At 61.1% G+C, this 23,459-nt stretch carries 20 protein-coding genes and 1 pseudogene; 3 read left to right on the forward strand and 18 right to left on the reverse strand.

The annotated features are described in order from the left end of the window. Nucleotides 1-6: 6 nt before the first annotated feature. The 9 genes and pseudogenes from lepB (GKZ68_RS22835) to GKZ68_RS19605 all read right to left on the reverse strand — a co-directional run bounded on the left by lepB (GKZ68_RS22835) (nt 7) and on the right by GKZ68_RS19605 (nt 6,247). Nucleotides 7-648, reverse strand: coding sequence for a signal peptidase I (gene lepB / locus GKZ68_RS22835; RefSeq protein ID WP_367949236.1), 642 nt, complete (start codon nt 646-648; stop codon nt 7-9). Nucleotides 649-696: 48 nt separating this feature from the next. Further along, nucleotides 697-1,095, reverse strand: a pseudogene (gene lepB / locus GKZ68_RS22465) (signal peptidase I); the annotation flags it as partial. A 147-nt stretch (nt 1,096-1,242) separates the two neighbouring features. Beyond that, complete coding sequence (gene dapB / locus GKZ68_RS19575; RefSeq protein WP_173117772.1) at nt 1,243-1,965, reverse strand: 4-hydroxy-tetrahydrodipicolinate reductase; 723 nt, start codon at nt 1,963-1,965, stop codon at nt 1,243-1,245. A gap of 23 nt (nt 1,966-1,988) precedes the next feature. Continuing rightward, nucleotides 1,989-2,729: a DUF5683 domain-containing protein gene (locus GKZ68_RS19580; protein WP_173117774.1), complete on the reverse strand. Its 741-nt coding sequence runs from the start codon at nt 2,727-2,729 to the stop codon at nt 1,989-1,991. A 43-nt stretch (nt 2,730-2,772) separates the two neighbouring features. Continuing rightward, nucleotides 2,773-3,774 (reverse strand): ParB/RepB/Spo0J family partition protein, encoded by a 1,002-nt coding sequence (locus GKZ68_RS19585; RefSeq protein ID WP_254244078.1) that lies wholly within the window; start codon nt 3,772-3,774, stop codon nt 2,773-2,775. A gap of 65 nt (nt 3,775-3,839) precedes the next feature. Then, the gene (locus GKZ68_RS19590; protein ID WP_173117776.1) at nt 3,840-4,061 is read right to left on the reverse strand and encodes a DUF433 domain-containing protein; all 222 of its coding nucleotides are present in this window, start codon (nt 4,059-4,061) and stop codon (nt 3,840-3,842) included. Between the two features lie 129 nt (nt 4,062-4,190). Continuing rightward, a complete protein-coding gene (locus tag GKZ68_RS19595) occupies nt 4,191-4,463 on the reverse strand; it encodes a hypothetical protein (protein WP_173117778.1) in 273 nt (90 codons plus the stop codon). Between the two features lie 25 nt (nt 4,464-4,488). Beyond that, nucleotides 4,489-5,298 (reverse strand): ParA family protein, encoded by an 810-nt coding sequence (locus GKZ68_RS19600; protein ID WP_173117780.1) that lies wholly within the window; start codon nt 5,296-5,298, stop codon nt 4,489-4,491. Nucleotides 5,299-5,560: 262 nt separating this feature from the next. Then, nucleotides 5,561-6,247, reverse strand: a complete 687-nt coding sequence (locus tag GKZ68_RS19605) for a metal-dependent hydrolase (RefSeq protein WP_173117782.1) — start codon at nt 6,245-6,247, stop codon at nt 5,561-5,563. Nucleotides 6,248-6,356: 109 nt separating this feature from the next. Here GKZ68_RS19605 and GKZ68_RS19610 point away from each other — a divergent pair, with 109 nt between their 5' ends. After that, nucleotides 6,357-8,030, forward strand: coding sequence for an ABC transporter substrate-binding protein (locus GKZ68_RS19610; protein WP_254244079.1), 1,674 nt, complete (start codon nt 6,357-6,359; stop codon nt 8,028-8,030). 9 nt (nt 8,031-8,039) lie between these two features. On the opposite strand, the gene GKZ68_RS19615 is transcribed toward GKZ68_RS19610, so the two are convergent. The 4 genes from GKZ68_RS19615 to GKZ68_RS19630 form a co-directional block, all read right to left on the reverse strand. After that, nucleotides 8,040-8,531, reverse strand: coding sequence for a DUF6438 domain-containing protein (locus GKZ68_RS19615; protein ID WP_173117786.1), 492 nt, complete (start codon nt 8,529-8,531; stop codon nt 8,040-8,042). A 128-nt stretch (nt 8,532-8,659) separates the two neighbouring features. Continuing rightward, entirely contained in the window at nt 8,660-10,243 is a 1,584-nt protein-coding gene (gene yidC / locus GKZ68_RS19620; protein WP_173118569.1) for a membrane protein insertase YidC, read from the reverse strand. Further along, complete coding sequence (locus GKZ68_RS19625) at nt 10,219-10,443, reverse strand: hypothetical protein (protein ID WP_173117788.1); 225 nt, start codon at nt 10,441-10,443, stop codon at nt 10,219-10,221. Before GKZ68_RS19625 ends, yidC begins: the two co-directional genes overlap by 25 nt. A gap of 188 nt (nt 10,444-10,631) precedes the next feature. Then, complete coding sequence (locus GKZ68_RS19630; protein ID WP_173117790.1) at nt 10,632-12,284, reverse strand: CTP synthase; 1,653 nt, start codon at nt 12,282-12,284, stop codon at nt 10,632-10,634. Nucleotides 12,285-12,411: 127 nt separating this feature from the next. Here GKZ68_RS19630 and GKZ68_RS19635 point away from each other — a divergent pair, with 127 nt between their 5' ends. After that, nucleotides 12,412-14,280, forward strand: a complete 1,869-nt coding sequence (locus tag GKZ68_RS19635; RefSeq protein ID WP_173117792.1) for a right-handed parallel beta-helix repeat-containing protein — start codon at nt 12,412-12,414, stop codon at nt 14,278-14,280. A gap of 178 nt (nt 14,281-14,458) precedes the next feature. Further along, nucleotides 14,459-16,507: a cellulase family glycosylhydrolase gene (locus GKZ68_RS19640; protein WP_173117794.1), complete on the forward strand. Its 2,049-nt coding sequence runs from the start codon at nt 14,459-14,461 to the stop codon at nt 16,505-16,507. 77 nt (nt 16,508-16,584) lie between these two features. Here the strand turns inward: GKZ68_RS19640 and ilvA are convergent, their stop codons facing one another. From ilvA to ilvD, 5 genes are all read right to left on the reverse strand, one after another. Further along, nucleotides 16,585-17,859: a threonine ammonia-lyase IlvA gene (ilvA, locus tag GKZ68_RS19645; RefSeq protein ID WP_173117796.1), complete on the reverse strand. Its 1,275-nt coding sequence runs from the start codon at nt 17,857-17,859 to the stop codon at nt 16,585-16,587. 177 nt (nt 17,860-18,036) lie between these two features. Next, nucleotides 18,037-19,098, reverse strand: coding sequence for a ketol-acid reductoisomerase (gene ilvC / locus GKZ68_RS19650; RefSeq protein WP_173117798.1), 1,062 nt, complete (start codon nt 19,096-19,098; stop codon nt 18,037-18,039). 115 nt (nt 19,099-19,213) lie between these two features. Continuing rightward, the gene (gene ilvN, locus GKZ68_RS19655; RefSeq protein ID WP_173117800.1) at nt 19,214-19,819 is read right to left on the reverse strand and encodes an acetolactate synthase small subunit; all 606 of its coding nucleotides are present in this window, start codon (nt 19,817-19,819) and stop codon (nt 19,214-19,216) included. Between the two features lie 163 nt (nt 19,820-19,982). Then, the gene (gene ilvB / locus GKZ68_RS19660) at nt 19,983-21,665 is read right to left on the reverse strand and encodes a biosynthetic-type acetolactate synthase large subunit (protein ID WP_254244301.1); all 1,683 of its coding nucleotides are present in this window, start codon (nt 21,663-21,665) and stop codon (nt 19,983-19,985) included. Between the two features lie 25 nt (nt 21,666-21,690). Further along, entirely contained in the window at nt 21,691-23,412 is a 1,722-nt protein-coding gene (gene ilvD, locus GKZ68_RS19665) for a dihydroxy-acid dehydratase (protein WP_173117804.1), read from the reverse strand. Nucleotides 23,413-23,459 lie beyond the last annotated feature (47 nt).

A 23,459-nucleotide genomic window follows, 5' to 3' on the forward strand; every position in this document is an offset into this window, starting at 1 on the left:
CTACGGCTAGTCTATCGTATGAAACAGGCGACCCCAGCGCACCTTGTGCGCGGCGTTGCCGAAGGGGTCGAGCGAGAGCCAGATAAGCACGGCCTTGCCTACCACGTGGTCTTCGGGCACGAAGCCCCAGAAGCGCGAGTCTTCGGAATTGTGGCGGTTGTCGCCCATCATGAAGTAGTAGTTCTGCTTGATGGTGTAGCGCGTCAGCGGCTTGCCATTTTGCTGAATCATGCCGTCCGGGCCCCAGGTAACGCCCGGGTTGTGCTCGTACTGGCTCACGATTTTGTAGTAAATGGCGGCGTTGGCGGGCGTGAGCGCGATGGTCTGGCCTTTTTTGGGCACGGGCAGCGGGCCGTAGTTGTCGAGCTGCCACTTGCGCTGCACCGCGCTCATGGCGCCCGATACATGAAAATCGGCCACGTCGGGGAAGAGCTGCACGCTAGGGGCCGTTACGGTCAGCGATTTCACGTAGGGCTGCTTTTTAAAATACTCGGCCACGTTGGCCGGGCAGCTGATGAAGTAGCCCACTTTGCCCGTTTCGGGGTTAGTGCCGGCCGCCGGAATCCCGTCTTCTAGCTGTTCGTACTCCACCACGCCTTGGTCGTGCAGGGCCTGGCGCACCTCGTCGTTGGGCGTTTCTACTTCCATGAAGTAGGTAGTCTGCGGCGCGCCGGCGATAACACCGGGCTTGCCGTTCAAAAATACCTGGCCATTACGAATTTCCAGGGTATCGCCCGCAATGGCGATGCAACGCTTGATGTAGTTGGTGCGCAGGTCGGCCGGGTACTGCTGCTCGTGCGGCACGTGAAATACCACCACGTCGTTGCGCTTTATCGAGCTGAAGCCCGGCAGCCGGTACGTGGGCAGCTGAATAGCATCGGAGTAGCTCTTGAAGCCGAAAATCGGCACCGTCTGGTGCGTAAGCGGCACCTGCAAGGGCGTTTGGGGCGTAATGGGGCCGTAGTGCAACTTGCTCACAAACAAGTAGTCGCCTACCAATAGCGAGTGTTCCATGCTCGGCGACGGAATGACGTAAGCCTCAAACGTGGCCCAGCGAATGAGGGTGGCCGCGATAACGGCAAACAGCAGCGAGTCGAACCACTCGCGGCCTTTGCCCTTGGGCGGCTGGGGGGAGCAGTCGGGTCAGTTTTGCGAAAGAGCATGAAACGGAAGCGGGAGTGGATTACTCACCCGTATAATATTTAGCAAATAAACAACTATAAAACGGAGTGCCACTCCGTTTTACAGCCCCAGCAGCTCCTTCATGCCGAATACGCCGTGGCGGCCGGGCAGCCACTCGGCGGCCAGCAGCGCGCCCAGCGCAAAGCCCTCGCGCGAGTGGGCCTCGTGGCGCAGCTCAATGGTGTCGGCGCTCGATACGTAGCGTACCTCGTGGGTACCCACTACCTCGCCGCGCCGCTCGCTGAGCACGGCTAGCTCGTGCGGCGCCTGGGCGGGCGCGTTGCGCCAGGTAGTCTTGGCCGGAAAGTGGGCCAGGATGCCTTCGGCCGCCGTGAGGGCTGTGCCGCTGGGCTGGTCTACTTTGTGAATGTGGTGAATCTCGGTCATCTGCACATCGTAGCCGGCCGCAAACTGGTTCATCTTGGCGGCGATGTACTCATTGAAGTGAAAAAACAGGTTCACGCCCACGCTGTAGTTGGAAGCGTAGAACAGCGCCCCCTTGGTTTCCGCCGTCAGCTGGCTAGCCTCCTCAAAGTGGTGCAGCCAGCCCGTCGAGCCGCACACCACCGGCAGGCCCTGGCGCAGGCAGGCCGCCACGTTGCCGAAGGCCGCCTCGGGGTGGGTAAACTCGATGGCCACATCAACCTGGCTAGGCGTGAAATTCTCAATGCGCTGGCTGGAGGTCTGGTGGTCCACAATGCCCACGATTTCGTGGCCCCGGCCGGCGGCTAGCCCGGCTATCGTCTGGCCCATTTTGCCATAGCCGATAAGCAGAATTTTCATGTACTATACTGAGTAGCAACGGGTTATTTCACCCGCAAAGTCAGCGCCAGCCCGCCGGCCGGGGTAAGCTGGCCGGGTACCAGCAGCAGGGTAGGCCGGCAGTTCAGCGACAAGTTATCGCTCACGTCGAAGTCGTGCAGGTGGGCATCCACCACGGCATCCAGAATGGTCAAAGAATAGCCGAGCGCACTGATAAGCACCGCCAAATCGCGGTAGCTGCGGTAGCCAGTGAGGTTATTGTAGATGTTGGTTAGCGAAGTTTCCTGGCTGGCCTGCGGGAAGTCAGTCGCATTCAGGTAAGCAGATGGCGCGCCCGTGCCGGTATATTGCTGGCCGAGGTGATACGCCTTCAAATACTGCGTATAGTATTTCTGCTGAAAATAAACCCAATATCCCAGTCCGCCCACCATGCCGTACACAATGGGCAGCTTCCAGTAGCGCTTGTTATAAATCTGCCCGCCGCTCGGAATCAGCGCCAGAATGCCCGCCTTTTCGGGCCGGGTGAGGTGCAGGCCAAACAGCCGCTCGGTGCGCTTGGCCGAGTCGGCGGCGTGCTGGGCGCGCTTTTCCTTCTTGCTGATTTTACGCACCGTAGCCGTGTCGGGCCGCACCACCTGGGGGGTGGTCGGGTTCACATCATACGGATTGGTCGAAGTCGGAATCTGGGCCAGTGCCGGCCGCGCGCCGGCCAGCACTACTACCAGGGCCAGCAGCCAAGCGGGGCTAGCCAGCCGCCAAAAACCAAGAAGCGCGAAGTCTTTCATAAGTAAGCCGCTAACGCCCACCGGCGCGGAATAAGTGCGGTACTTACGCAGGTTGCAGAATATGCAGAATGCGTTGCATATCCTCCACCGAATCAAAGGAAATCTTGATTTCGCCGCGCCCCTGGGCGCTCGGCCGCAGCTGCACCTTCGAGCCGAAGTAGTCGGTGAGCTGGCGCTCGGTGCGGCGCAGTTCGGCCACCGGCACCACGGGCGTAGGCTGGGGCTTGGCCGTGGCCGCGCCGCCGGCGGGCCTGGCCGTACCATTGCGCACCAACTCCTCAACGCGGCGCACCGACATATCCTCGGCCACGATGCGGCGGTAGAGGTCTACCTGCTGCTGCGGGTCTTCGATATTGATGAGGGCGCGGGCGTGGCCCATGCCAATCACCGAATCGCGCAGGCCAATCTGGATGCTGGGCGGCAGCTTCAGCAGGCGCAGGTAATTAGTGACGGTCGAGCGGTTTTTGCCCACGCGCTCGCCCAGGTCTTCCTGGCGCAGCTGGCACTCGCTCAGCAAGCGCTGGTAGCTGAGCGCGATTTCAATCGCGTTTAGGTTTTCGCGCTGAATGTTCTCAATCAGCGCCATTTCCAGCATTTGCTGGTCGTCGGCCTTGCGGATGTACGCCGGAATGGTATCCAGGCCGGCTAGCTTGCTGGCTTGCAGGCGGCGCTCGCCCGAGATGAGCTGGTAGGAATTGGTGCCCAGCTGGCGCACCGTCACGGGCTGGATAATGCCTTGAATCTTAATGCTGTCGGCCAGTTCGGCCAAGGCTTCCTGGTCAAAGTGCGTGCGCGGCTGGTAGGGGTTGGCCTCAATCTGCTCGACCGGAATCTGACCTACCGAGTTCAGCGGATTGGGCACGAGGCGCTGCTCGCGCGTTTCCCCTTTTTTATCGTAGCTGCCCTCAATTAGCGCGTTGAGGCCCCGGCCCAAGCCACCAACCTTACGCTTGGCAGCGGCGGCAGCGGCCGGATTGGCATTCAGGGCAGCCTGGATTTTCTCTTCGTTCTTCTCTGATGACATACTAACGTCGGCGCGGCCCAAAAGGCAAGCAGCAGCCGAACGTCAAAATTACGCCGTAGCAGTCGAAGGGCAAGGCTGCGGCCACCTCAATACTGCAAGTGCCCGCGGTCGGAGGAGTGACGCAGGCAGGCGCGTAGCATCTCCGGCGTCAGCTCCGGAAAGTCGCGCAGCAGGTCGGCCTCTGTTATCCCGCTAGCCAGCCACTCCAGCACATCAGCCACGCTGATGCGGGTGCCCGTCAGGTACGGCCGCCCCGAGCGCACGGTCGGGTCGCTGCTGATGAGGAGGTTGTTAGGCAGGGTGGGCATAGCTTTAGGAATAAACGAAAATGAAAAAAGAACGTCCTGCTGAGCTTATCGAAGCATCTCTACCGAACGACCCTAGCAGCGCGGGAGAGGTGCTTCGACAAGCTCAGCAGGACGTTCTTTTGCAAGAAATTAAAAAGTCTGGGGTAGGTCTGAGTCAGTGGGAAAGCTGTTCCATTCATCAGGCATTCTATCGGCTTGCCATTGTTGGTCAGTAGCATTGCGACCATTCCAAGCGCGATTTAAATGTCCATAAATATGAGCCATATGTATTCTGAACTCAATCTCGCTAAACTCTTTATCCTCCCTCATATCGCGGAGCAAACTCTCTATGCCATCCTGAGCATCGATTAGTTCATACATGAGCAAGTACCAAGCGACAGGCTCTTTTTGCTCCTCAATCATGGCTAGGGTATTTTAACCTAGACAGTTACGCCAGCTCATCCTCCGGCGCTTCCTCGGGCCTAGCCTCCACGCTGTTCTTCTCCACGATTTCGCGGGCCAGGTTGAGATAACTCACGGCGCCTTTGCTCTCGGCATCGTGCAGGATGACGGGAATGCCAAAGCTCGGTGACTCGCTCAGCTTGACGTTGCGCGGGATGATGGTGTCGAACACGAGCTGCTGAAAGTGCATCTGCACTTCTTCCACCACCTGGTTGGAGAGGCGCAGGCGTACATCGTACATCGTGAGCAGAATACCTTCGATTTCGAGGTTGGTATTAAGGCGGCTCTGGATTATCTTAATGGTATTCAAGAGCTTGCCCAGGCCTTCGAGGGCGAAATACTCGCACTGCACCGGGATGATAACCGAGTGCGCCGCCGTGAGGGCGTTCACCGTGATGAGGCCTAGCGAGGGCGAGCAGTCGATAATGATGAAGTCGTACTGGTCGGCGAGGGGGCGCAGGGCCTCCTTCATCTTCTCCTCGCGGTTGGGCAGGTTTATCATCTCCACCTCGGCGCCCACCAGGTCGATGTGGGAGGGCATGAGGTCGAGTTGCGGCAAGATGTTGGTTTGCAGAATGATGTCTTTGGGGTCAATGCCATCAACCATGCACTCGTACACGCTGTTTTCGATGTCTTTGGGGTCGAAACCCACGCCCGACGTGGCGTTGGCCTGCGGGTCGGCATCGACGAGCAGGGTGCGGTAGTCCAGGGCCGCCAAAGAGGCAGCCAAGTTGATGGCCGAGGTGGTTTTGCCGACGCCACCTTTCTGGTTGGCTACCGCGATAATTTTGCCCATAACAACAAACGATATACTAAGGAGACGCGCTAAGCGGAGGAATAAAGCTAGCCGGAACCGGCGCTGTTCAACCTACAAAATAAGGCTAAAAAAAATGGATTCGCCAAGCGCTGCTCCCGAACTGCCCGCGTCTGTCCTTGCGAGCGCCACGAAGTGGCGCGCGGCAATCTTTCCTTCGTCGCCTGCATCAAGGGGGTATTAACCCAGCGTAAAGGAAAGATTGCCGCGCGCCACTTCGTGGCGCTTATAAGAACAAAAAGCTTTACAGCTCCACCGTTTCGCCGATGCGCAGCAGACGCAGGTTTTTGCCAGCGGCTTTAGCCTCGGCCAGCGCCGCCTCGTGGTTGATGGCGATGACGGGGAAGGTGTCGTAGTGCATGCCGATAATCTCGCGGGTGCCCACCCAGTCGGCGGCCACCAGGGCATCGGTAATACCCATCGTGTAGTTGTCGCCGATGGGCAGCAGCGCCACATCTACCTTGTGGCGCTCGCCGATGAGCTTGAGGTCGTAGGTGAGGGCCGTGTCGCCGGCGAAGTACAGCGTTTTGTGCTGGCCATCATTGGCTTTAATAACGAAGCCCATGGCCACGCCGGCATACGAGCCGTCGGGGAACGAGCTGCTGTGGGCGGCGGCCACGCAGTGCACCGTGCCGAAGGGCAGCACGACTTTGCCGCCCAGGTTGGTGCCGATAACCTCGATGCCTTTGGCGCCGAAGTAGCCGGCTATCTCGGCGATGGCCACAATTTTGGCGCCCGTGCGCTTGGCAATGGCCTCGGCATCGGCAATGTGGTCGCCGTGGCCGTGCGAGAGTAGAATGTAGTCGGCCTCAATGGCGTTTACATTGATAGCCTTGGCTAGGGGGTTGGGGCTGATAAAGGGGTCAAACAGTACGCGCACGCCGCCGATGGTGGCTAGAAATGAGGCGTGGCCGAAATAGGTAAGCTGCATTGGAAAGGATGAAAAAATGTGGAAATGGGGAAGATAGATGCGGTATCGAGGCGGCCAACGCGGCCCCTACCTTTGCAACCGACACCCCTAACCGATGTTTCTACCTGAATTGCGTTTTCGCTGGCTGGCCGGGCTGGCCGCTGTGGCTAGCCCGGTGCTGCTGGCGGCCTGCTCGGGCGCCGGCCCCTCAGCGGCCGATGAGCGGCGCGTATTTCGCTACAACCAGCCCGAGGCGCTCACCTCGCTCGACCCCGCCTTTGCTCGCAACCAGGCCAATAGCTGGGCCGTGGCGCAGCTCTACAACGGCCTGCTGGAATTGGATTCGACCTTGCAGCCCGCCCCGGCGCTGGCCCGGCGCTACCAGATTTCATCCGATGGGCTCACGTATACGTTTTGGCTGCGGCGCGGCGCGCGCTTTCAGAACAGCGAAGCCTTTGCCGGTGGCAAAGGCCGGGCAGTGAAGGCTAGCGACTTTGTCTATTCTTTTCGGCGGCTGTTTGATGCCGCTACTGCCTCGCCGGGCGGCTGGATTTTTCGGGGTAAGGTGCTGGAAGACAGTCAAGGCAACATCAGCGACACCTGCTTCGTAGCGGCCAACGACTCGACGCTGCGTATTCACCTCAAGGCGCCGTTTATCCCGTTTCTGAGCCTGCTCACCATGCCCTACACCTACGTGGTGCCGCATGAGGCGGTGCTGAAGTATGGCAAGGACTTTCGCGAGCACCCGGTGGGCACCGGGCCGTTTCAATTCAAGGTGTGGGACGAAGGCAACGTATTGCTCTACCACCGCAACCCTGGCTACTGGCGCAAAGATGCGCAAGGCCGGCAACTTCCTTATTTAAAAGCAGTTGCCATCAGCTTCATCGCCGACCGTAAGACCGAGTTTCTGACCTTTTTGCAGGGCAAGCTGGATTTCCTGAGCGGCATCCGCGAGGGCTCGCGCGACCTCATTCTTAACCCTGATGGCTCGGTGCGGACCGATTTTCAGGGCCGCTTCAACTTGCAGAAAGCGCCCTACCTCAACACCGAGTACCTGGGTTTTCAGCTCGATTCGGCCAAGCTCATCGGCGAGCAGGCTAGCCAGGGCCGCGCCCTGCGCGATGTGCGGGTGCGCCAGGCGCTGAGCTACGCCATTAACCGGCCCGAACTGCTGGCCTATGTGCTCAACTACGTGGGGCGGCCGGGCGAGTCGGGCTTCGTGCCGGCGGCGCTGCCGTCGTTTTCGCCGGCTAGGGTGCCTGGCTATACCTACCAGCCCCAAAAGGCGCGGGCCTTGCTAAAAGCGGCCGGCTACGACCCTGGCCGGCCGCTCCGGCTGCGCCTGAGCACCGTGGCCGAGCGCAAGGCCGTGGCCGAATACTTGCAAAAGAACTGGGCCGACGTGGGCGTGCAGGTGCAGATTGACGTGAACCAGTCGGCCGCCCAGCAGGAGCTGGTGGACAATGGCCGCGCCGCCTTCTTCAGCAAGAGCTGGCTGGGTGATTATCCCGATGCTGAAAACTACCTGGCCCTGTTTTACTCGCCTAATTTCAGTCCCGCCGGACCTGATAAAACACACTACAAATCAAGGGAATACGACCAGCTATACGCCCGGGCCATTCGGGAGCAGGATGCCGCCCGGCGCACCGAGCTGTACCAGGCAATGGACCGGCTCGTGGTGCGCGACCAGCCGGTAATTTCTCTTTACTACGACGAGATAATCCGCCTCACGCAGCGCAACGTGCGCGGCCTCACGCCCAACCCCATGAACCAGCTGCTGCTGGAGCGCGTGCGCAAGGAGTAGCCGGCTAGCCTACTTATCCACGTTGACGCCAGCTAGCGGGTCGAGGTGGCCGTTGAGATAATTGATGTAGCCTTGCAGGTTCTCAGGAATGCCCTCGGAGGCGTACACCGCGTGCAGCGGCTGCCCCACTGGATGCACCGTAATGATAGTGGCGGGCAGGTCGGAAGTGTGACCCGCGTAGCGGTCGGCCAGGCTCGAAAAATTAATGCGCTTGGCTTCGGCCAGCAGCTCGGCCACCTGGGCCGGGGGCAGGCTCAGCGTGTGCTTGCCGAGCAGCGGCACAAAGCGCTGGCCATCGTACTCCACGCGACCATCGGCGTAGATGGTGGCCGTGTAGGCCGGGCAGCGCCCGTAGCAGGGCGTGCGCTGGTACACGAGCACGGGCTCCTGGGTTTTGGACACAGTGGCCGTGGGGATAGCTTTGGCTTTGCGAGGCAGTTTGCGCTGGGCGCAGGCGGGCAGAGCTAGTGAAAGGGCGAGCAGCCAGACAAGGTAACGCATACAAAAACGGCTAGGGTAGGCCAAGCGCAAAAGGGCGGCCCGAACTATAAAACGAAAACCGGGCCACCTTAGACCACAAAAAAAGCGTTCGGCACTGCCGAACGCTTTTTTTGTGGTTGCCGGAGAGGCTACGCCTTGCCGGGCTTCTTGCCCTGGGCCTCGCGCTCCTGGGCGGTTTTCATGGCCTCGGCTAGCCGGGCTTGGAAACCACCGGGCTTCTTGTCTTTGTTCTTCACCTTGTTGGCTTCGAGCTGAGCGCGAATCTTGGTGTCATCCACAAACGAGCGCGTGAGCGCCTGCTGGGCCAGGGTTACGACGTTGGAAACTAAGTAGTACCAGGTTAGGCCCGAGGCGAAGCTGTTCAGCACGAAGAAGAACACCAGCGGCATGAGGTAGCTGTAGAACTTCATCGGGCCCTGCATGGCGGCCGTGTTCATCTGGTTGCTCTGGTAGGTCATAAAGAGCGTCGAGATGGTCATCAGCACCGTGAACAGGCTGATGTGGTTGCCTAAGTACGGTAGCGTGAAGGGCAGCAGAATCGGGTTGTCGTAGGTGCTCAGGTCGTGGGCCCACAGGAAAGGCTGCTGGCGCAGCTCAATCGCGTTGGGGAAGAACTGGAACATGGCGAACAGAATCGGTAGCGTGAGCAGCGTGGGCACGCAGCCGCTGAGCGGCGACACCCCAAACTGCGTGTACAGCTTCATGGTCTCCTGCTGGCTCTTCACCTGGTCATCCGGGAACTTGGCCTTAATCTCGTCGAGCTCCGGCTTCAGCACTTTCATGCGGGCTTGGCTCTCGTAGGTTTTATAGGTCAACGGCCACGTTACAAGCTTGATAAGCACCACCAGCAGTAGGATGATTACGCCGTAGGAACTGATGTATTGCTCCAGGAAGTGGAACACCGGCAGCACCACAAAGCGGTTTACCCAGCGGAACAGGCCCCAGCCCAGGTACACGTTGCGGTCAAAATTTGGCGCTACGTCCTTCAGCAAATTGAACTGGTTGGGGCCGAAAAAGAAGCGGTACTGGCCGCCGGCCGCGCTCGTCACGTCGGCCGCGGGCAGGGCTAGCGAGGTGCTCAGCGTCTTGATAAACGTGGAGTCGGCCAGGTTCACCGTCGAGTTGAAAGTGCCGCTGGCAAAAGGCTGCGAATCGGCGATGAAGCCGGCCACGAAGAAGTCGTGCTTGTCGGCCGACCACTTGATAGGCGCCGTGATTTTCATTTCCTCGGGCTTCTCGCTAGCCTCGGCCAAGCTGCCCGGGTCGTCGCTGGCCAGGTAGTGGTTGATTGTCGAGTGGTTGCGGTTCTGCTTGAGGTCCTGCTCGGTCTGGCGCACGTTGTCCACGAAGCTGAACGTGAGCGGCTGCGTGGTGGCCACGCCACTGAGCTTGAGGTTATACTTCACCTCGTAGCCCGCCTTAGGCAGCGTGTAGGTCTGCGTCACGGTGCCGCCGCCCACCGGCGCGGTGAAGGCTAGCTGCTGGCCGCCATCGGCCGTGGCCGTGGGCGCGCCGGCCTGAAAATTGAGGCTGGCGAAGTCCACCGTTTGGCCACCGGTGGTGGTCAGCTTGGTGTTGTAGCGGGCGCTTTGGGCGTCAAACAAGTCGAGCGGCTTGCCGAAGAACGTCTTGTACTTGTTGAGGCGCACGGCCTGCACGCGGCCGCCCTGGGTCGAGAAGGTGAGCGTCAGCTCGGGGTTTTTGAGCTCGATGCTGCGCGCCGGGCCAGCGGCCGAGTCGAGCTTGGCCTCGGGGCTAGCGCGGGGGCGGGGCCGGCGGGCTTAGTCGTGGTGGCGGTGGTAGGGGCCTGGGCCTTGTTTTTCTCGGGTGCCACCTTGGGCGAGAAGAAAAACAGGTACACCAGGAGCAAGGCCGAAATTAGAAAAAGGCCAGTCGCTTGATTGCGGTCCATTTATAGTAAAAAAAATTCGAAAGGCAAAGGTACGGCGGGGCGGGGCAGGGGCGCCTAACAAAAAAGAACGTCCTGCCAAGCGCCGTAAAGCAGCTCGTTCGAAGCAGTAGGATTGCTATACCCTAGCGGCGCGAGCGAGCTGCTTTGCAGGCTTAGTATGACGTTCTATCGAAGTTTTTACTTGCGTATTACAGCCCTTTCTTGCGCTGAATAGCGGCCTTCACAAAGCGCACGAACAGCGGGTGCGGGGTTTCGACGGTGCTCTTGAGCTCGGGGTGAAACTGGCCGGCCACAAACCACGGGTGCACCGTCTTGGGCAGCTCGATTACTTCTACCAGTCCGGTTTCGGGGTTGGTGCCCGAGAGGTGCAGGCCCGCGTCTTCAAACTGCTGGGCGTAGGCGCCATTAAATTCGTAGCGGTGGCGGTGGCGCTCGCTGATAATGTTGCGGCCGTAGGCTTTGGCCGCCCGCGAGCCGCGCTTAAGCTCGCAGGTGTAGGCGCCGAGGCGCATGGTGCCGCCCTTCTGGGTGATGTCTTTCTGGTCGGCCATGAGGGCAATTACCGGGTCGGACGTGAGCGGATTCATCTCGGTCGAATTGGCCTCGGGCAGGCCCAGCACGTGGCGGGCGTACTCCACCACCGCCACCTGCATACCCAGGCAAATGCCGAAGAATGGAATCCCGTTTTCGCGCACGTAGCGCACGGCGGCCACCTTGCCCTCGAAGCCGCGTTCGCCAAAGCCGGGCGCTACCAGCACGGCGTCCACGCCTTCGAGCTGCTGCACCGCGTTTTCGGGCGTCAGAAACTCGCTCTGAATGGTGCGCACCCGCACCTTGCACTCATTGAAGGCGCCGGCGTGGATAAATGCTTCAATGATAGACTTATACGCATCGGGTAGCTCCACGTACTTGCCTACCAGCGCAATGGTCACCTCTTCGGTCGGGTTCTTGAGGCGACCCAAAAACTCCTTCCACTCTTCCAGGTCGGGGGTGTGGCCGCCTTGCAGGCGCAGCTTGGCAATAACGCGGGCATCGAGCTCTTCCTTGAGCATGAGCAGCGGCACCGAGTAGATACTGTCGGCGTCGAGGCTCTCGATAACGGAATTGATTTTGACGTTGCAAAACAGCGCAATCTTGCGCCGCATCTCGGCCGGAATCGGGTGCTCGGAGCGGCACACCAGGATGTCGGGCTGCAGGCCCGCCTCGCGCAGGTCGCGCACCGAGTGCTGGGTGGGCTTGGTTTTCAGTTCGCCGGCCGCCGCCAGGTAGGGCAGCAGCGTGAGGTGAATCACGAGCGAGTCGTGGGGCGGCAGCTCCCAGCGCAGCTGGCGCACGGCCTCCACGAAGGGCAGGCTCTCAATGTCGCCGATGCAGCCCCCGATTTCGGTAATTACTACGTCAAATTCGCCGCCCTGGCCCAGCAGCAGCATCCGGCGCTTTATCTCGTCGGTGATGTGGGGCACTACCTGCACGGTCTTACCCAAGAAAGCCCCTTCGCGCTCGCGCCGAATCACGGTGTCGTAGATGCGGCCGGTGGTCACGTTGTTGGCCTGCGAGGTGGGCGTATTCAGGAAGCGCTCGTAGTGGCCCAGGTCGAGGTCGGTTTCGGCCCCGTCGTCGGTCACGTAGCACTCGCCATGCTCGTAGGGGTTGAGCGTGCCCGGGTCGATGTTGATATAAGGGTCGAACTTCTGGATAGTGACTCGAAAGCCTCTGGCTTGCAAGAGCTTAGCCAGGGAGGCGGAAATAATTCCTTTTCCGAGTGAGGAAGTGACGCCGCCGGTGACGAAGATATACTTCGCGGCCGACGCTGTGGGGGAGGGGGTGGAGCGTTCAGGCATGACGGGGGACAAAGTTACGGCGTAGCACCCCGGCAGCGGCTATGCCTGGCTAGCGGAGCCCCGGCCAGCCGGGCTATTTTTGCCTTACCCGCCCTGGTGCCAAGGCTAGCCGGGGTAAGGCAACCCCATGAAAAAACACGCTGCAAAAGTGCCCCGCCCTGGCTGCTGGCTAGCCTGCCACACGCTGCTGGGCAGCCTGCTGGTGCTGCTGGCCAGCGGCCTGGCGCACGGCCAGGCCGCTGCTACCGTGCTGCGCAAGGACCTGAAAAAAGATTTTGGGGCCGTGGGCGACGGCCGCACCAACGACCACGCGGCCTTCCGCAAGGCGGCCGATTTTTTTAATCAGCGGGCGCAAACGCCGGCCGGCGCTGGCCGCGCCGTGCTCACCATTCCGAAGGGCACCTACCTGGTGGGCCAGCCGGAGGCTGCGGGCCAACGCACCGACCTGCTGCACTTCGTCAATTGCCGCAACCTGTCGATTGAGGGGGCCGATAGCGCTACCACCGAGATTCGGTATGCCGATAGCCTGCGCTACGGGGCGTTTGACCCAATTACCAAAAAGCCCTACGAGGCCCCCACGGCCTATTTTGTTGACGCCAGCTATGCGGCTAGCCTCGGCTCGTTTCTGGTGCTGCAGGGCTGCGACAATGTGGAAGTAACCAGCTTGGCTGTGAATGGCAATAGCGGCAAGCTGCGGGTGGGCGGGCACTGGGGCGACACGGGTATTCAGCTCGGGGCCGACGGCGTGTTTATCAACGGCTCGCGCCATATTACCCTGCGCCGGCTAGCCCTGCACCACTTCGGCCGCGATGGCATTCAGGTGCTCAACCACCTGGCCACGAGCCTGGATAGCCCGGCGCTGGAAGACATTCTGCTCGAAAACTCTACCTTCGACTACAACGGCCGCCAGGGCCTGTCGCTGACAAGCGTCAACGGTTTTCGGGCCGTTAACTGCAGCTTTAGCCATACCGGCCGGGTGCCGATTCCGGCCCTGGGCCGCCCGCTCTACTCTAATCCCGGTGCGGGCGTCGATGTGGAGCCCGAAGGCGGCTACGTGACCAATGTGCGCCTCGAGCGCTGCCGCCTGGTCGATAATGCCGGCCAAGGGCTCGTGTCGGACCGCTACGGCGATGGCCCCCCCACTGCCAAGCATATCGTGCTAAGCAACTGCCTTTTGTGGGGCCTCACCAACTGGTCGGTCTGGGTGCGGCAAACGGATTTTTTGTTTCAAAACTGCCGCATTTACGGCGCGTTCATAACCGGCTGTGGCCTTGCGGCTTACCCTACCCGGTTTGTGGGCTGCACCTTCGAGGACCGGCCCTACCGCGGCCAGCCCGCCTACGGGCAGTTTCTGCTCTTCTCGCTGCAGGAAGCGCGGGCCATGAGCTTCACCAATTGCCGCTTTGTGGGCACGCGCCACAACCTGCTGCTGGCCGTGCCGGCCGCGCCCGACTCGGCCAGCCGGTTTCAGTTGCGCAACTGCACCTTTGAGCTCAGCAGGGCCGACCCACCGCTCGGGGCCCCCGACCTGCTAGCCGGGGCAGTATTGGCGGGCGAAATCACGTTTACAAACAATGCGCCCCGCGCCGAAGCGCCCCCGAGAACTATTACCCTTGGCACGGCCGGCCTGGCCACCTCGGTAGTCCTCCAGGCTGGTAGCCGGCTGCGGCTAGGGGCGGGCGGCAGCCGCTACGTGCTGCCAGCCGGGCTCCAAAGCCGGCCTGGGGCCAGTATTGTGGTTGAAGCAGCTAATGAACTGGTCCTGGCAGCGCAGGCTGGCCAGACGCCTACGCTCTATATCGGCCCCGGCTCACGAATAGTGGTGCGAAAAGGCGGGCTGCTCGAATTGCAGCCGCATACCAGGCTGGTGCTCGCCGGGGAGCTGGTGGTGGAAGAGGGCGCCCGATTTTACCAAGACCCGCTAGCCCAGACCCAGCTAGTGGGCCGGGGCCGCCTGCGGGTGGCCGCCAACGCCAGCAGGCAGCGCCCCAACTGAGTTAAAAAATACCCCCAATGGCAAGGCAATTGCCTAAAAATGAGGGTGAAGGCCAAGTGTAAAAATATTTTACAGCCCGCGCTAGGGGTAAAGGGGGTTGAGGGTGTAGTATAGGTGGCCGGCCCTGCAAACGTTTGTGGGCCGGCTGCTCCTTTTCCACCTTCTTTTCCCACCCATTATGCCCAATTTTATTGGCCGCGCCGCTGGGCGCGCGCTGGCTCAGCGTGTGCTGGCCGGCCTTACCCTCTTAGTAGCTAGCCTCGGCTGGCACCTGACCCTGGCCCAGAGCTTTTTGCAAGCCAGCGGTCCCAAAATCATCAACGCCAGCAGCCAGGAAGTCATCCTGAAAGGCGTGAACCTCGGCGGCTGGCAAATTCAGGAAGGGTACATGATGAAGCCCGGCTACGGTGCCACGCAGGGCGCCACCAAGAACTATCTTTTCAGCCAGGGCCAAAGCGACGCGCAGGTAGAGAGCTTTTACCAGCAGTGGCGCGATAACTTCTTCACCAAGGCCGACATCGACTACCTCAAAGACAAGGGCTTCAACTGCGTGCGGCTGCCCTTGCACTACGAGCTGTTTCTGACGGCTAGCCAACGGGCGGTGCGCACCGGCGTGAGCAAGGGCACGACTTCCTACGGCACGTACTTCGGCAATTTGTCGGGCTGGTACACTAATAATCAGCTATTTACTGACCCTAGTACCATTGAGGGTTTTCGGCTCATCGACGAGGTACTGAGCTGGTGCGGGGCCAATGGCATGTACGTGGTGCTTGACCTGCACGCTGCGCCGGGCGCCCAGGGCAGCGACATGACGCCGCCCGATGCGCTGGTGCAGGGCGGCAACGACTTCTGGAACAACCAACTCAACCAGGACGTCACCAACCGCCTGTGGCAGACCATCTCGAACCGCTACAAGGGCGACCCGCGCGTGGCCATGTACGACGTAATCAACGAGCCCAACAACATCCCCAACACGTCGACCCAGAACGGCAACCAGCGCCTGCACGACGTGCTGCAGCGCCTCATTAATACCATTCGGGCCAATAGCGATAATCACCTTATCTTGTTGGAGGGCAATGGATTCGGTAATGATTTTAACTACATGGAGAAGCGTACCTTCAGCAACACGGCCAACCTGGTGTACAACTCGCACCGCTACAGCGGCACCGGCTACGAGATTGACAACAACCCCACCTCGGTGGATGGCAATAACCCTAACAGCCTGCGCCTTATCGGCAACCTCACGCGCTTTCGCTCCGACAACAACGTGCCCATCTGGGTGGGCGAAACCGGCGAAAACTCGGCCCAGTGGATGCAGGATGCCGCCGACGGCCTCAACAGCGTGGGCATCGGCTACTGCCACTGGACGTACAAGCGCTTTGATAGCGGCTCAAACGCGGCTCTGTTTCACATCAACCCGCCGTACCTCCTAGACGGTGCGGGCAACATCCCGGCCGTGCTCCAGAATATCAAGTTTGCCAATTGCGTGTCGAATACCAGCACCCTAAACGCTGTGGCGCCCAACCCCGGCGGCACGGTGCGCAATACCCGCGCGCCCATCGGCAAAATCATTACCCTCAAAGCAGTAAGCAACGGCAAGTACGTATCGGGCGAAAACGGCACGCAGGCCATGACCTGCACCCGCGCCACGGCCGGCACCTGGGAACAGTTTTCGGTGCTCGACGCCGGCAACGGTAAGGTGTACCTGCGCGCCATGAATATGTATGTGTCGAGCGAAAACGGCACCCAGGCCATCACCGCCAACCGCAGCAGCGCCGGCTGGTGGGAGGCATTCGACTGGATTGTGAATGCCGACGGCACCATCAGCCTGGGCGGCTACAACGGCCGCTACATCTCCAGCGAAAACGGCAGCCAGGCCATGACCTGCACCCGCATGACCATCTCGGGCTGGGAGGCCTTCAGCTATACGGTAGTGGGCACCGCCCGCGAGGCGAGCACCCTGGCCGCCACCGGCGCCGCCAACCAAGCCGACTTCACCGCCTATCCCAACCCCGTAGTAGGCCTGCTCACGTATTCGCTGCCCAGCGGCACCACGGCGCACACGCTCACCATTGCCGACGCCACGGGCCGCACGGTGCTCACGCGCAGCTACGGCAACACCGGCGCGCAGAATGTGTTCGACGCCTCGGGGCTAGCCCGCGGCCTCTACGTGGTGCGCCTCACGGGAGCTGATTTCACGCAGTCGTTCAAGGTGGCCAAAGAATAGGCCGCCGCGCTAAAAATCACACCCGTCCGGCGTCAGCAGGACGGGCAGTGGTTGGGGCTAAACGCAAGAATCTTTGGCTACACCAGCAAGCTCAGAAAATCCTGTTGCTCATTCAAATACTCAAAGCCAAAACCCTCGGCCGTCATGCGCGCCATAATACCGGCCTCATCGCCGCGCTGCCGCACTTCCACGCCGATGAAAACGGGGCCTTTCTCCTTGTTGTTTTTCTTGATGTACTGAAACTGGATGATGTCTTCGCCCTCGGCCAGCACGTTGTTTACGAAGCGCCGCAGCGCGCCGGGCGCCTGGTTGAAGCGCACCATAAAGTAGTGCTTGAGGCCCTGGTGGCGCTGGGCGCGCTCCTTAATGTCCTCCATGCGGGTGATGTCGTTGTTGGAGCCGCTGACCACGCACACCACCGTTTTGCCGCGTATCTGGTCGGCGTAGGCGTGCAGCGCCGAGATGGCTAGGGTGCCCGCGGGCTCCAGCACCATGCCTTCCTCGTTGTACATCTTCAGCAGGTCTTCGCACACCTGGCCTTCGGGCACGAGGTGCACCTCGTCGAGCAGGGCCTGGCAAATCTCAAACGTGAGCTCGCCGGGGCATTTCACGGCCGCGCCATCCACAAAAGTGTCGAGGCTAGCCAGCGCCTGCCGCTGCCCGGCCGCCAGGGCGTCGTGCATGCTGGGTGCTCCTAGCGGCTGCACGCCGATGAGCCTGGTGTGCGGGCTCAGCTGCCGAAATACGCTGGCTAGCCCCGATGCCAGCCCGCCGCCGCCGATGGGCATAAAGCAAAAGTCAAGCGGTGTGTCATGGGCCGCTTTCAGGATTTCGAGCCCCACGGTGGCCTGGCCTTCCACAATCGCTAGGTCATCAAATGGGTGTACAAACGTGCTACCGCGCTCGTCGCAAAAGGCCTGCGCCGCGTGGTAGCAGTCGTCGAACGTGCGGCCCGTGAGGTGCACTGTTACCATATCTTTGCCGAAGAGGCGCACCTTGTCCACCTTTTGGGCGGGCGTTTGGGCAGGCATAAAGATGTCGCATTTCAGGCCCAAAAGCTGGCAGGCGTAGGCCACCCCCTGGGCGTGGTTGCCGGCGCTGGCGCACACTATCTGGCAGGCCGGCACGGTGGTGGGTAGCGTGGCAATCTTGTTATAAGCCCCCCGGATTTTATACGAGCGCACCACCTGCAAGTCCTCGCGCTTAAGCAGCACGGTGGCGTCGTAGCGACGCGAGAGCCCCAGGTTTTGCATCAGGGGCGTCTTGGTAATCACACCTTTGAGGCGGCGCGCGGCGGCTTCGACGTTTTCCAGGGTGACGGCCGCGGCCGCCGGGGCTTCTAGGTCGGGCATGGGAGTAGGAGGTATTGCGCAGCCGTAGCGCCTCACCCCCGACCCCCTCCCCGAAAAGGAGCGGGGGAGCCAGCCGATAAAGGGACGAGAGCTAACGACTAATGTTAGGGCTAGTCCCTGCTATCCTTTTCGGAGAGGGGGCCAGGGGGTGAGGCGCTACGCTGAGCAGTTTAAAAATTATGCCTCCACATTCTCACTGGTGCGCGAGCGCAGCTCGCGCACGGTAGCGCCGGTCTGCCACAGCTCCGAGTCGCGCACTTCTTTCAGCTCGGCTTCCAGCTCCTGGCGGTAATTGGGCGTCGAGCCGCGCTCGATGGTGCGGCGGGCTTCGGCGCCGCTAGCCACGCTGTCGTAGAGGTCGTTGAGCACGGGCAGGGTGGCCTCGCGAAACTTACCCTTCCAGTCGAGGGCGCCGCGCTGGGCCGTTACCGAGCAGTTGCCAAACATCCAGTCCATGCCGTTTTCGCCTACTAGCGGCACCAGGCTCTGGGTCAGTTCCTCCACCGTTTCGTTAAAGGCCTCGGAGGGCGAGTGCCCGCGCTGGCGCAGCACCTGATACTGGGCCTCGATGATGCCGGCCAGGGCGCCCATCAGCACGCCGCGCTCGCCGGTAAGGTCCGAGTAAACCTCTTTCTTAAAATCAGTCTCAAACAAGTAGCCCGAGCCTACGCCAATGCCCATCGCAATGGCTTTTTCCCAAGCCTTACCGCTGGCATCCTGAAACACCGCGAACGACGAGTTCAGGCCGCCGCCGGCCACGAACAAGCGGCGCAGGCTGGTGCCGCTGCCCTTGGGCGCTACCAGAATCACGTCGATGTCCTTGCTCGGCACGATGCCCGTCTGGTCGTTAAACGTGATGCCGAAGCCGTGCGAGAAGTACAGCGTTTTGCCCGGCGTGAGGTATTTCTGGAGCGTCGGCCACAGGGCAATCTGGCCGGCATCGCTCAGCAGGTTGCAGATGATGGTGCCCTTCTCGGCCGCCTCCTCGATGCCGAACAGCGACTCGCCCGGCACCCAGCCATCCTTGAGCGCGCGCGCCCACGATGGCGTGCCCTCGCGCTGCCCCACGATTACGTGGAAACCGTTGTCGCGCATGTTCAATGCCTGGCCGGGGCCCTGCACGCCGTAGCCGATTACCGCAATGGTGTCATTCTTCAAAAATTCAAGCGCCTTTTGCAGCGGAAATTCGTCGCGGGTAATCACGGTTTCGGGTACGCCGCCAAAGTTGATGGTTGCCATGTGAGTGGGGGGGTAGCGCGGACTGTTAGTCCGCGAGTTGAGAAAAAAAAGGTGTCTTATTAAATCGTTCGGGTCGCGGACTGAACTGAAAGTCAGCGTAGCTAAAGCCCACATGCTACATCGTAAAAACCTGCTCGCGGTCGTTCAAAAACTCGTTCTCGGCCACTTCCTCGCTGGGTTCGCGGCGCTCAAACTCCTGAAGCTTGCGGTGAAAACCGTCGCTAGCCTTGATGATGGCGATGCGCGCCGAGCGCACAAACTCGATGAGGCCATAGGGCTGCAAAGCCCGAATCAAATTGTCAGTTTCCTCGCGGTGGCCGGTGGTTTCAAACACCGTATAGTCCTTGCGAATGACCACGGCGCGGGCACCGTTTTCGCGCAGCAGGCGCTCCACGAGCACTTTTTCGGCAATCACGTCGGTCGGCACTTTATACAGCGCCATCTCTTGCCAAATCACGTCGGCATTGGTATTGAAGTACACTTTCAGTACCTCCACCTGCTTCTCAATCTGCTTGGCTAGCTTCTCCACCACCTCCTCCGTCTCCACAATCACGATGTTGAAGCGGTGGATGCCCTCAATTTCCGAGGGCGATACATTGAGGCTCTCGATATTGATTTTGCGGCGCGAAAAAATGATGGCAATGCGGTTGAGCAGGCCCACCTGGTTTTCGGTGTACGCGGTGATGTTGTATTCCTGGCGGTCGGCGGGTTCGGGGCTCATAATCAATAGATTTAATCAGTCGTCATGCTGAGCGCAGCGCAGCGGAGTCGAAGCATCTCTATTACTTCGTTGCTAGCGTCAGGAGTTAGTTCAGCGGTAGAGATGCTTCGACTCCGCTGCGCTGCGCTCAGCATGACAACCTTATTTAGTATCTGCCAAATGTTTACCGCAGCCGGATTTCCGCCACGCTGCACCCCTGCGGCACCATTGGGAAGATGTTATTCTCCTTCGTCACCATCACTTCGAGCAGGAAAGAGCCGGGGTGCGCCAGCATCTTCTCCAGCGCCGGGCGCAGCTCGGCGCGGTCGCCTACGCGCTGGCCGGCGATGCGGTAGCCGGCCGCCACGGCCACAAAATCAGGGCTTTGAATATCCACAAACGAATAGCGTCGCTGGTGAAACAGCTCCTGCCACTGCCGCACCATGCCCAGAAACTGGTTGTTGAGGATGATAATTTTCACGTCCACACCCGTCTGCATAATGGTGCCCAGCTCCTGAATCGTCATCTGAAAGCCGCCGTCGCCAATGACGGCCACTACCGGCCGGTGGGGCGCGCCAAACTTGGCCCCGATGGCGGCCGGCAGCGCAAAGCCCATCGTGCCCAGCCCGCCACTCGTGACGTGGCTGCGCGACTGGTTCTGGCGAGCGTAGCGGCAGGCCACCATCTGGTGCTGCCCCACGTCGGACACGATAACGGCCTCACCGCCCGTGATTTCGTTCAATTGCTGCATCACTTCGCCCATCGTCAATTCCTCCGAAGCCGGGAACAGCTCCTCCCGAATCACGGCGTCGACTTCCTGCGCGGCGTAGTCGTTGAAGCGGGCTAGCCAGGCGGTGTGCTCACGGCGCTCGACCAGCGCCGTGAGTAGGGGTAGGGTTTCCTTGCAGTCGCCCCACACCGGCACGGTAGTTTTTACGTTCTTGTCAATCTCGGTGGGGTCGATGTCGAGGTGCACCACCTGCGCTTGCTTGGCGTACTTATCGAGCCGGCCGGTCACGCGGTCGTCGAAGCGCATGCCGATGGCAATCAGCACGTCGCACTCGTTGGTGAGCACGTTGGGGCCGTAGTTGCCGTGCATGCCGAGCATGCCCACGTTCAGCGGGTGGCCGGTGGCCAGGGCCCCCACGCCCAGGATGGTCCAGGCCGCCGGAATGCCCGATTTCTCCACAAACTCCCGAAACTCACGCTCGGCCCGGCCCAGCACCACGCCCTGCCCCCAGAGGATAAACGGCCGCTTAGCGCTGTTAATGAGCGCCGCCGCCTGCGCTATGTACTCCTTGCGCACCATCGGCGCGGGCCGGTAGCTGCGAATGTGCGTGCACGGCGCGTAGGCGGGCGCCTCAAACGTTTGCATCTGGGCATTCTTAGTAATGTCGACCAGCACCGGCCCCGGCCGGCCGCTGCGCGCAATGTAAAAGGCCTTGGCCAGCGCCTCGGGTATCTCTTCGGCCCTGGTTACCTGGTAGTTCCACTTCGTAACGGGCGTCGTGATGTTAATAATATCCGTCTCCTGAAACGCATCGGTGCCCAGCAAATGCGCAAATACCTGCCCCGTGATGCACACCAGCGGCGTGCTGTCAATCAGCGCATCGGCTAGCCCCGTCACGAGGTTGGTGGCGCCCGGCCCGCTCGTGGCCAGCGCCACGCCTACCCGGCCCGAGCTGCGCGCGTAGCCCTGCGCCGCGTGGATGCCGCCCTGCTCGTGGCGCACCAGCACGTGGTTCAGCGAGTCCTTGAAGTCGTAGAGCGCGTCGTAAATGGGGATAATGGCCCCGCCGGGGTAGCCAAAAATCGTGTCCACGCCCTCGGCCACCAGCGCTTGCAGCGTGGCTACCGCGCCCATCATGGGCGCCAAGGTAAGAGCGGCCGGGCTAGCGGCGAGTGGGGCTGAGAGCGGGTTGAGGGACATAATCTTCTTCGAGTAAGTCGGTAATGCAGCCGTGGCTGGCGTTGCTCACGGTGCGGATGTACTTGAGCAGCACGCCCTGCCGGGCGGGCAGCGGCGGGCGCCGCCAGGCGGCGCGGCGGGTAGCTAGCTCGTCGTCCGAGAGGCGCACATCGATGGTGTTGGCGCTGGCGTCGAGCACTATCCAGTCGCCATCCTGCACCAGGGCGATGCCGCCGCCGTCGAAAGCCTCGGGGCAGACGTGTCCAATCACGAAGCCGTGCGTGCCGCCCGAAAAGCGCCCGTCGGTTATTAGCGCCACTTTATCGCCCAGCCCTGCGCCCATAATGGCCGAGGTGGGTTTCAGCATTTCGGGCATGCCCGGCCCGCCTTTAGGCCCCACGTAGCGAATCACGACCACCTGCCCGGCCTGGATTTTGTGGTCGATAATGCCTTGGTTCAGCGCTTCTTCCGAGTTGAATACTATCGCCGGACCTTCAAATCGCAGGCCTTCCTTGCCGCTGATTTTGGCCACGCTGCCCTTGGTAGCCAGGTTGCCATACAACATCTGGATGTGCCCGTCGGCCTTGATGGGGTTGCTGAGTGGGCGCAGCAAATCCTGCCCGGAGCCTAGCGGCTGCACGTCGGCCAGGTTTTCGGCTAGGGTCCGGCCAGTAACGGTCAGCAGGTCGCCATTCAGCAGGCCGTAGTCGAGCAGGGTGCGCTGCACGGCGGGCACGCCCCCAATTTTCGACAAATCCTCCATCAAATATTTGCCGCTGGGCTTGAGGTCGGCCAGCACCGGCACGCGGTTGCTCACGGCCTGGAAGTCTTCCATCGTCAGCGATACACCCGCCGCGTGGGCAATGGCGATGAGGTGCAGCACGGCATTGGTCGAGCCGCCGAGGACGGTAATGATAACCAGCGCGTTCTCAAACGCCGCGCGGGTCAGGATGTCGCGCGGCTTGAGGTCCAGCTCCAGCAAACGGCGCAGGTAAGCGCCCGTGTCGAGGCACTCCTGCACTTTGGCGCTGCTCTCGGCGGGCAGCGACGACGAAGCGGGTACCGTCATGCCCAGTGTTTCGATGGCCGCCGCCATCGTGTTGGCGGTGTACATGCCGCCGCAGGCACCCGGCCCCGGGCAGGCATTGTGAATGATGCCCTGGTAATCCTCCTCCGAAATCTGCCCGTTAACTTTCTTGCCGTAGGCCTCAAAGCACGAGACAATGTTGAGTTGCTGCCCCTTAAACTCGCCGCCCCGGATAGTGCCGCCGTACACCATCAGCGACGGCCGGTTGAGCCGCGCCATCGCAATCAGCGCGCCGGGCATATTTTTGTCGCAGCCCACCACCGTGGCCAGGGCGTCGTAGTAGTGCGCACCCGCCATGGCCTCAATCGAATCGGCAATTATCTCCCTGGACACCAGCGAGAAGCGCATGCCCGCGTTGCCGTTGGTGATGCCATCGCTCACGCCGATGGTGTTGAAGCGCAGTCCCACCAGCCCCTGGGCGGCCACGCCGCGCTTCACCTCGTTGGCTAGCCCGTCGAGGTGCATGTTGCAGGTGTTGCCCTCGAAGCCCGTGGAGCAGATGCCCACGAACGGCTTGCGTAAATCCGCATCCGACAAGCCCGCCCCGATGAGCATGGCCTGCGAGGCCGGCAAGCTGTCGTCCTGGGTGTAGATGCGGCTGAATTTATTGAGCGTCATGATGTTAAGGTGACGAAAAAAAGCGGATTGGTCCTAAAAAAACCTTC

This window comes from Hymenobacter sp. BRD128 (assembly GCF_013256625.1).
GTDB lineage: Bacteria > Bacteroidota > Bacteroidia > Cytophagales > Hymenobacteraceae > Hymenobacter.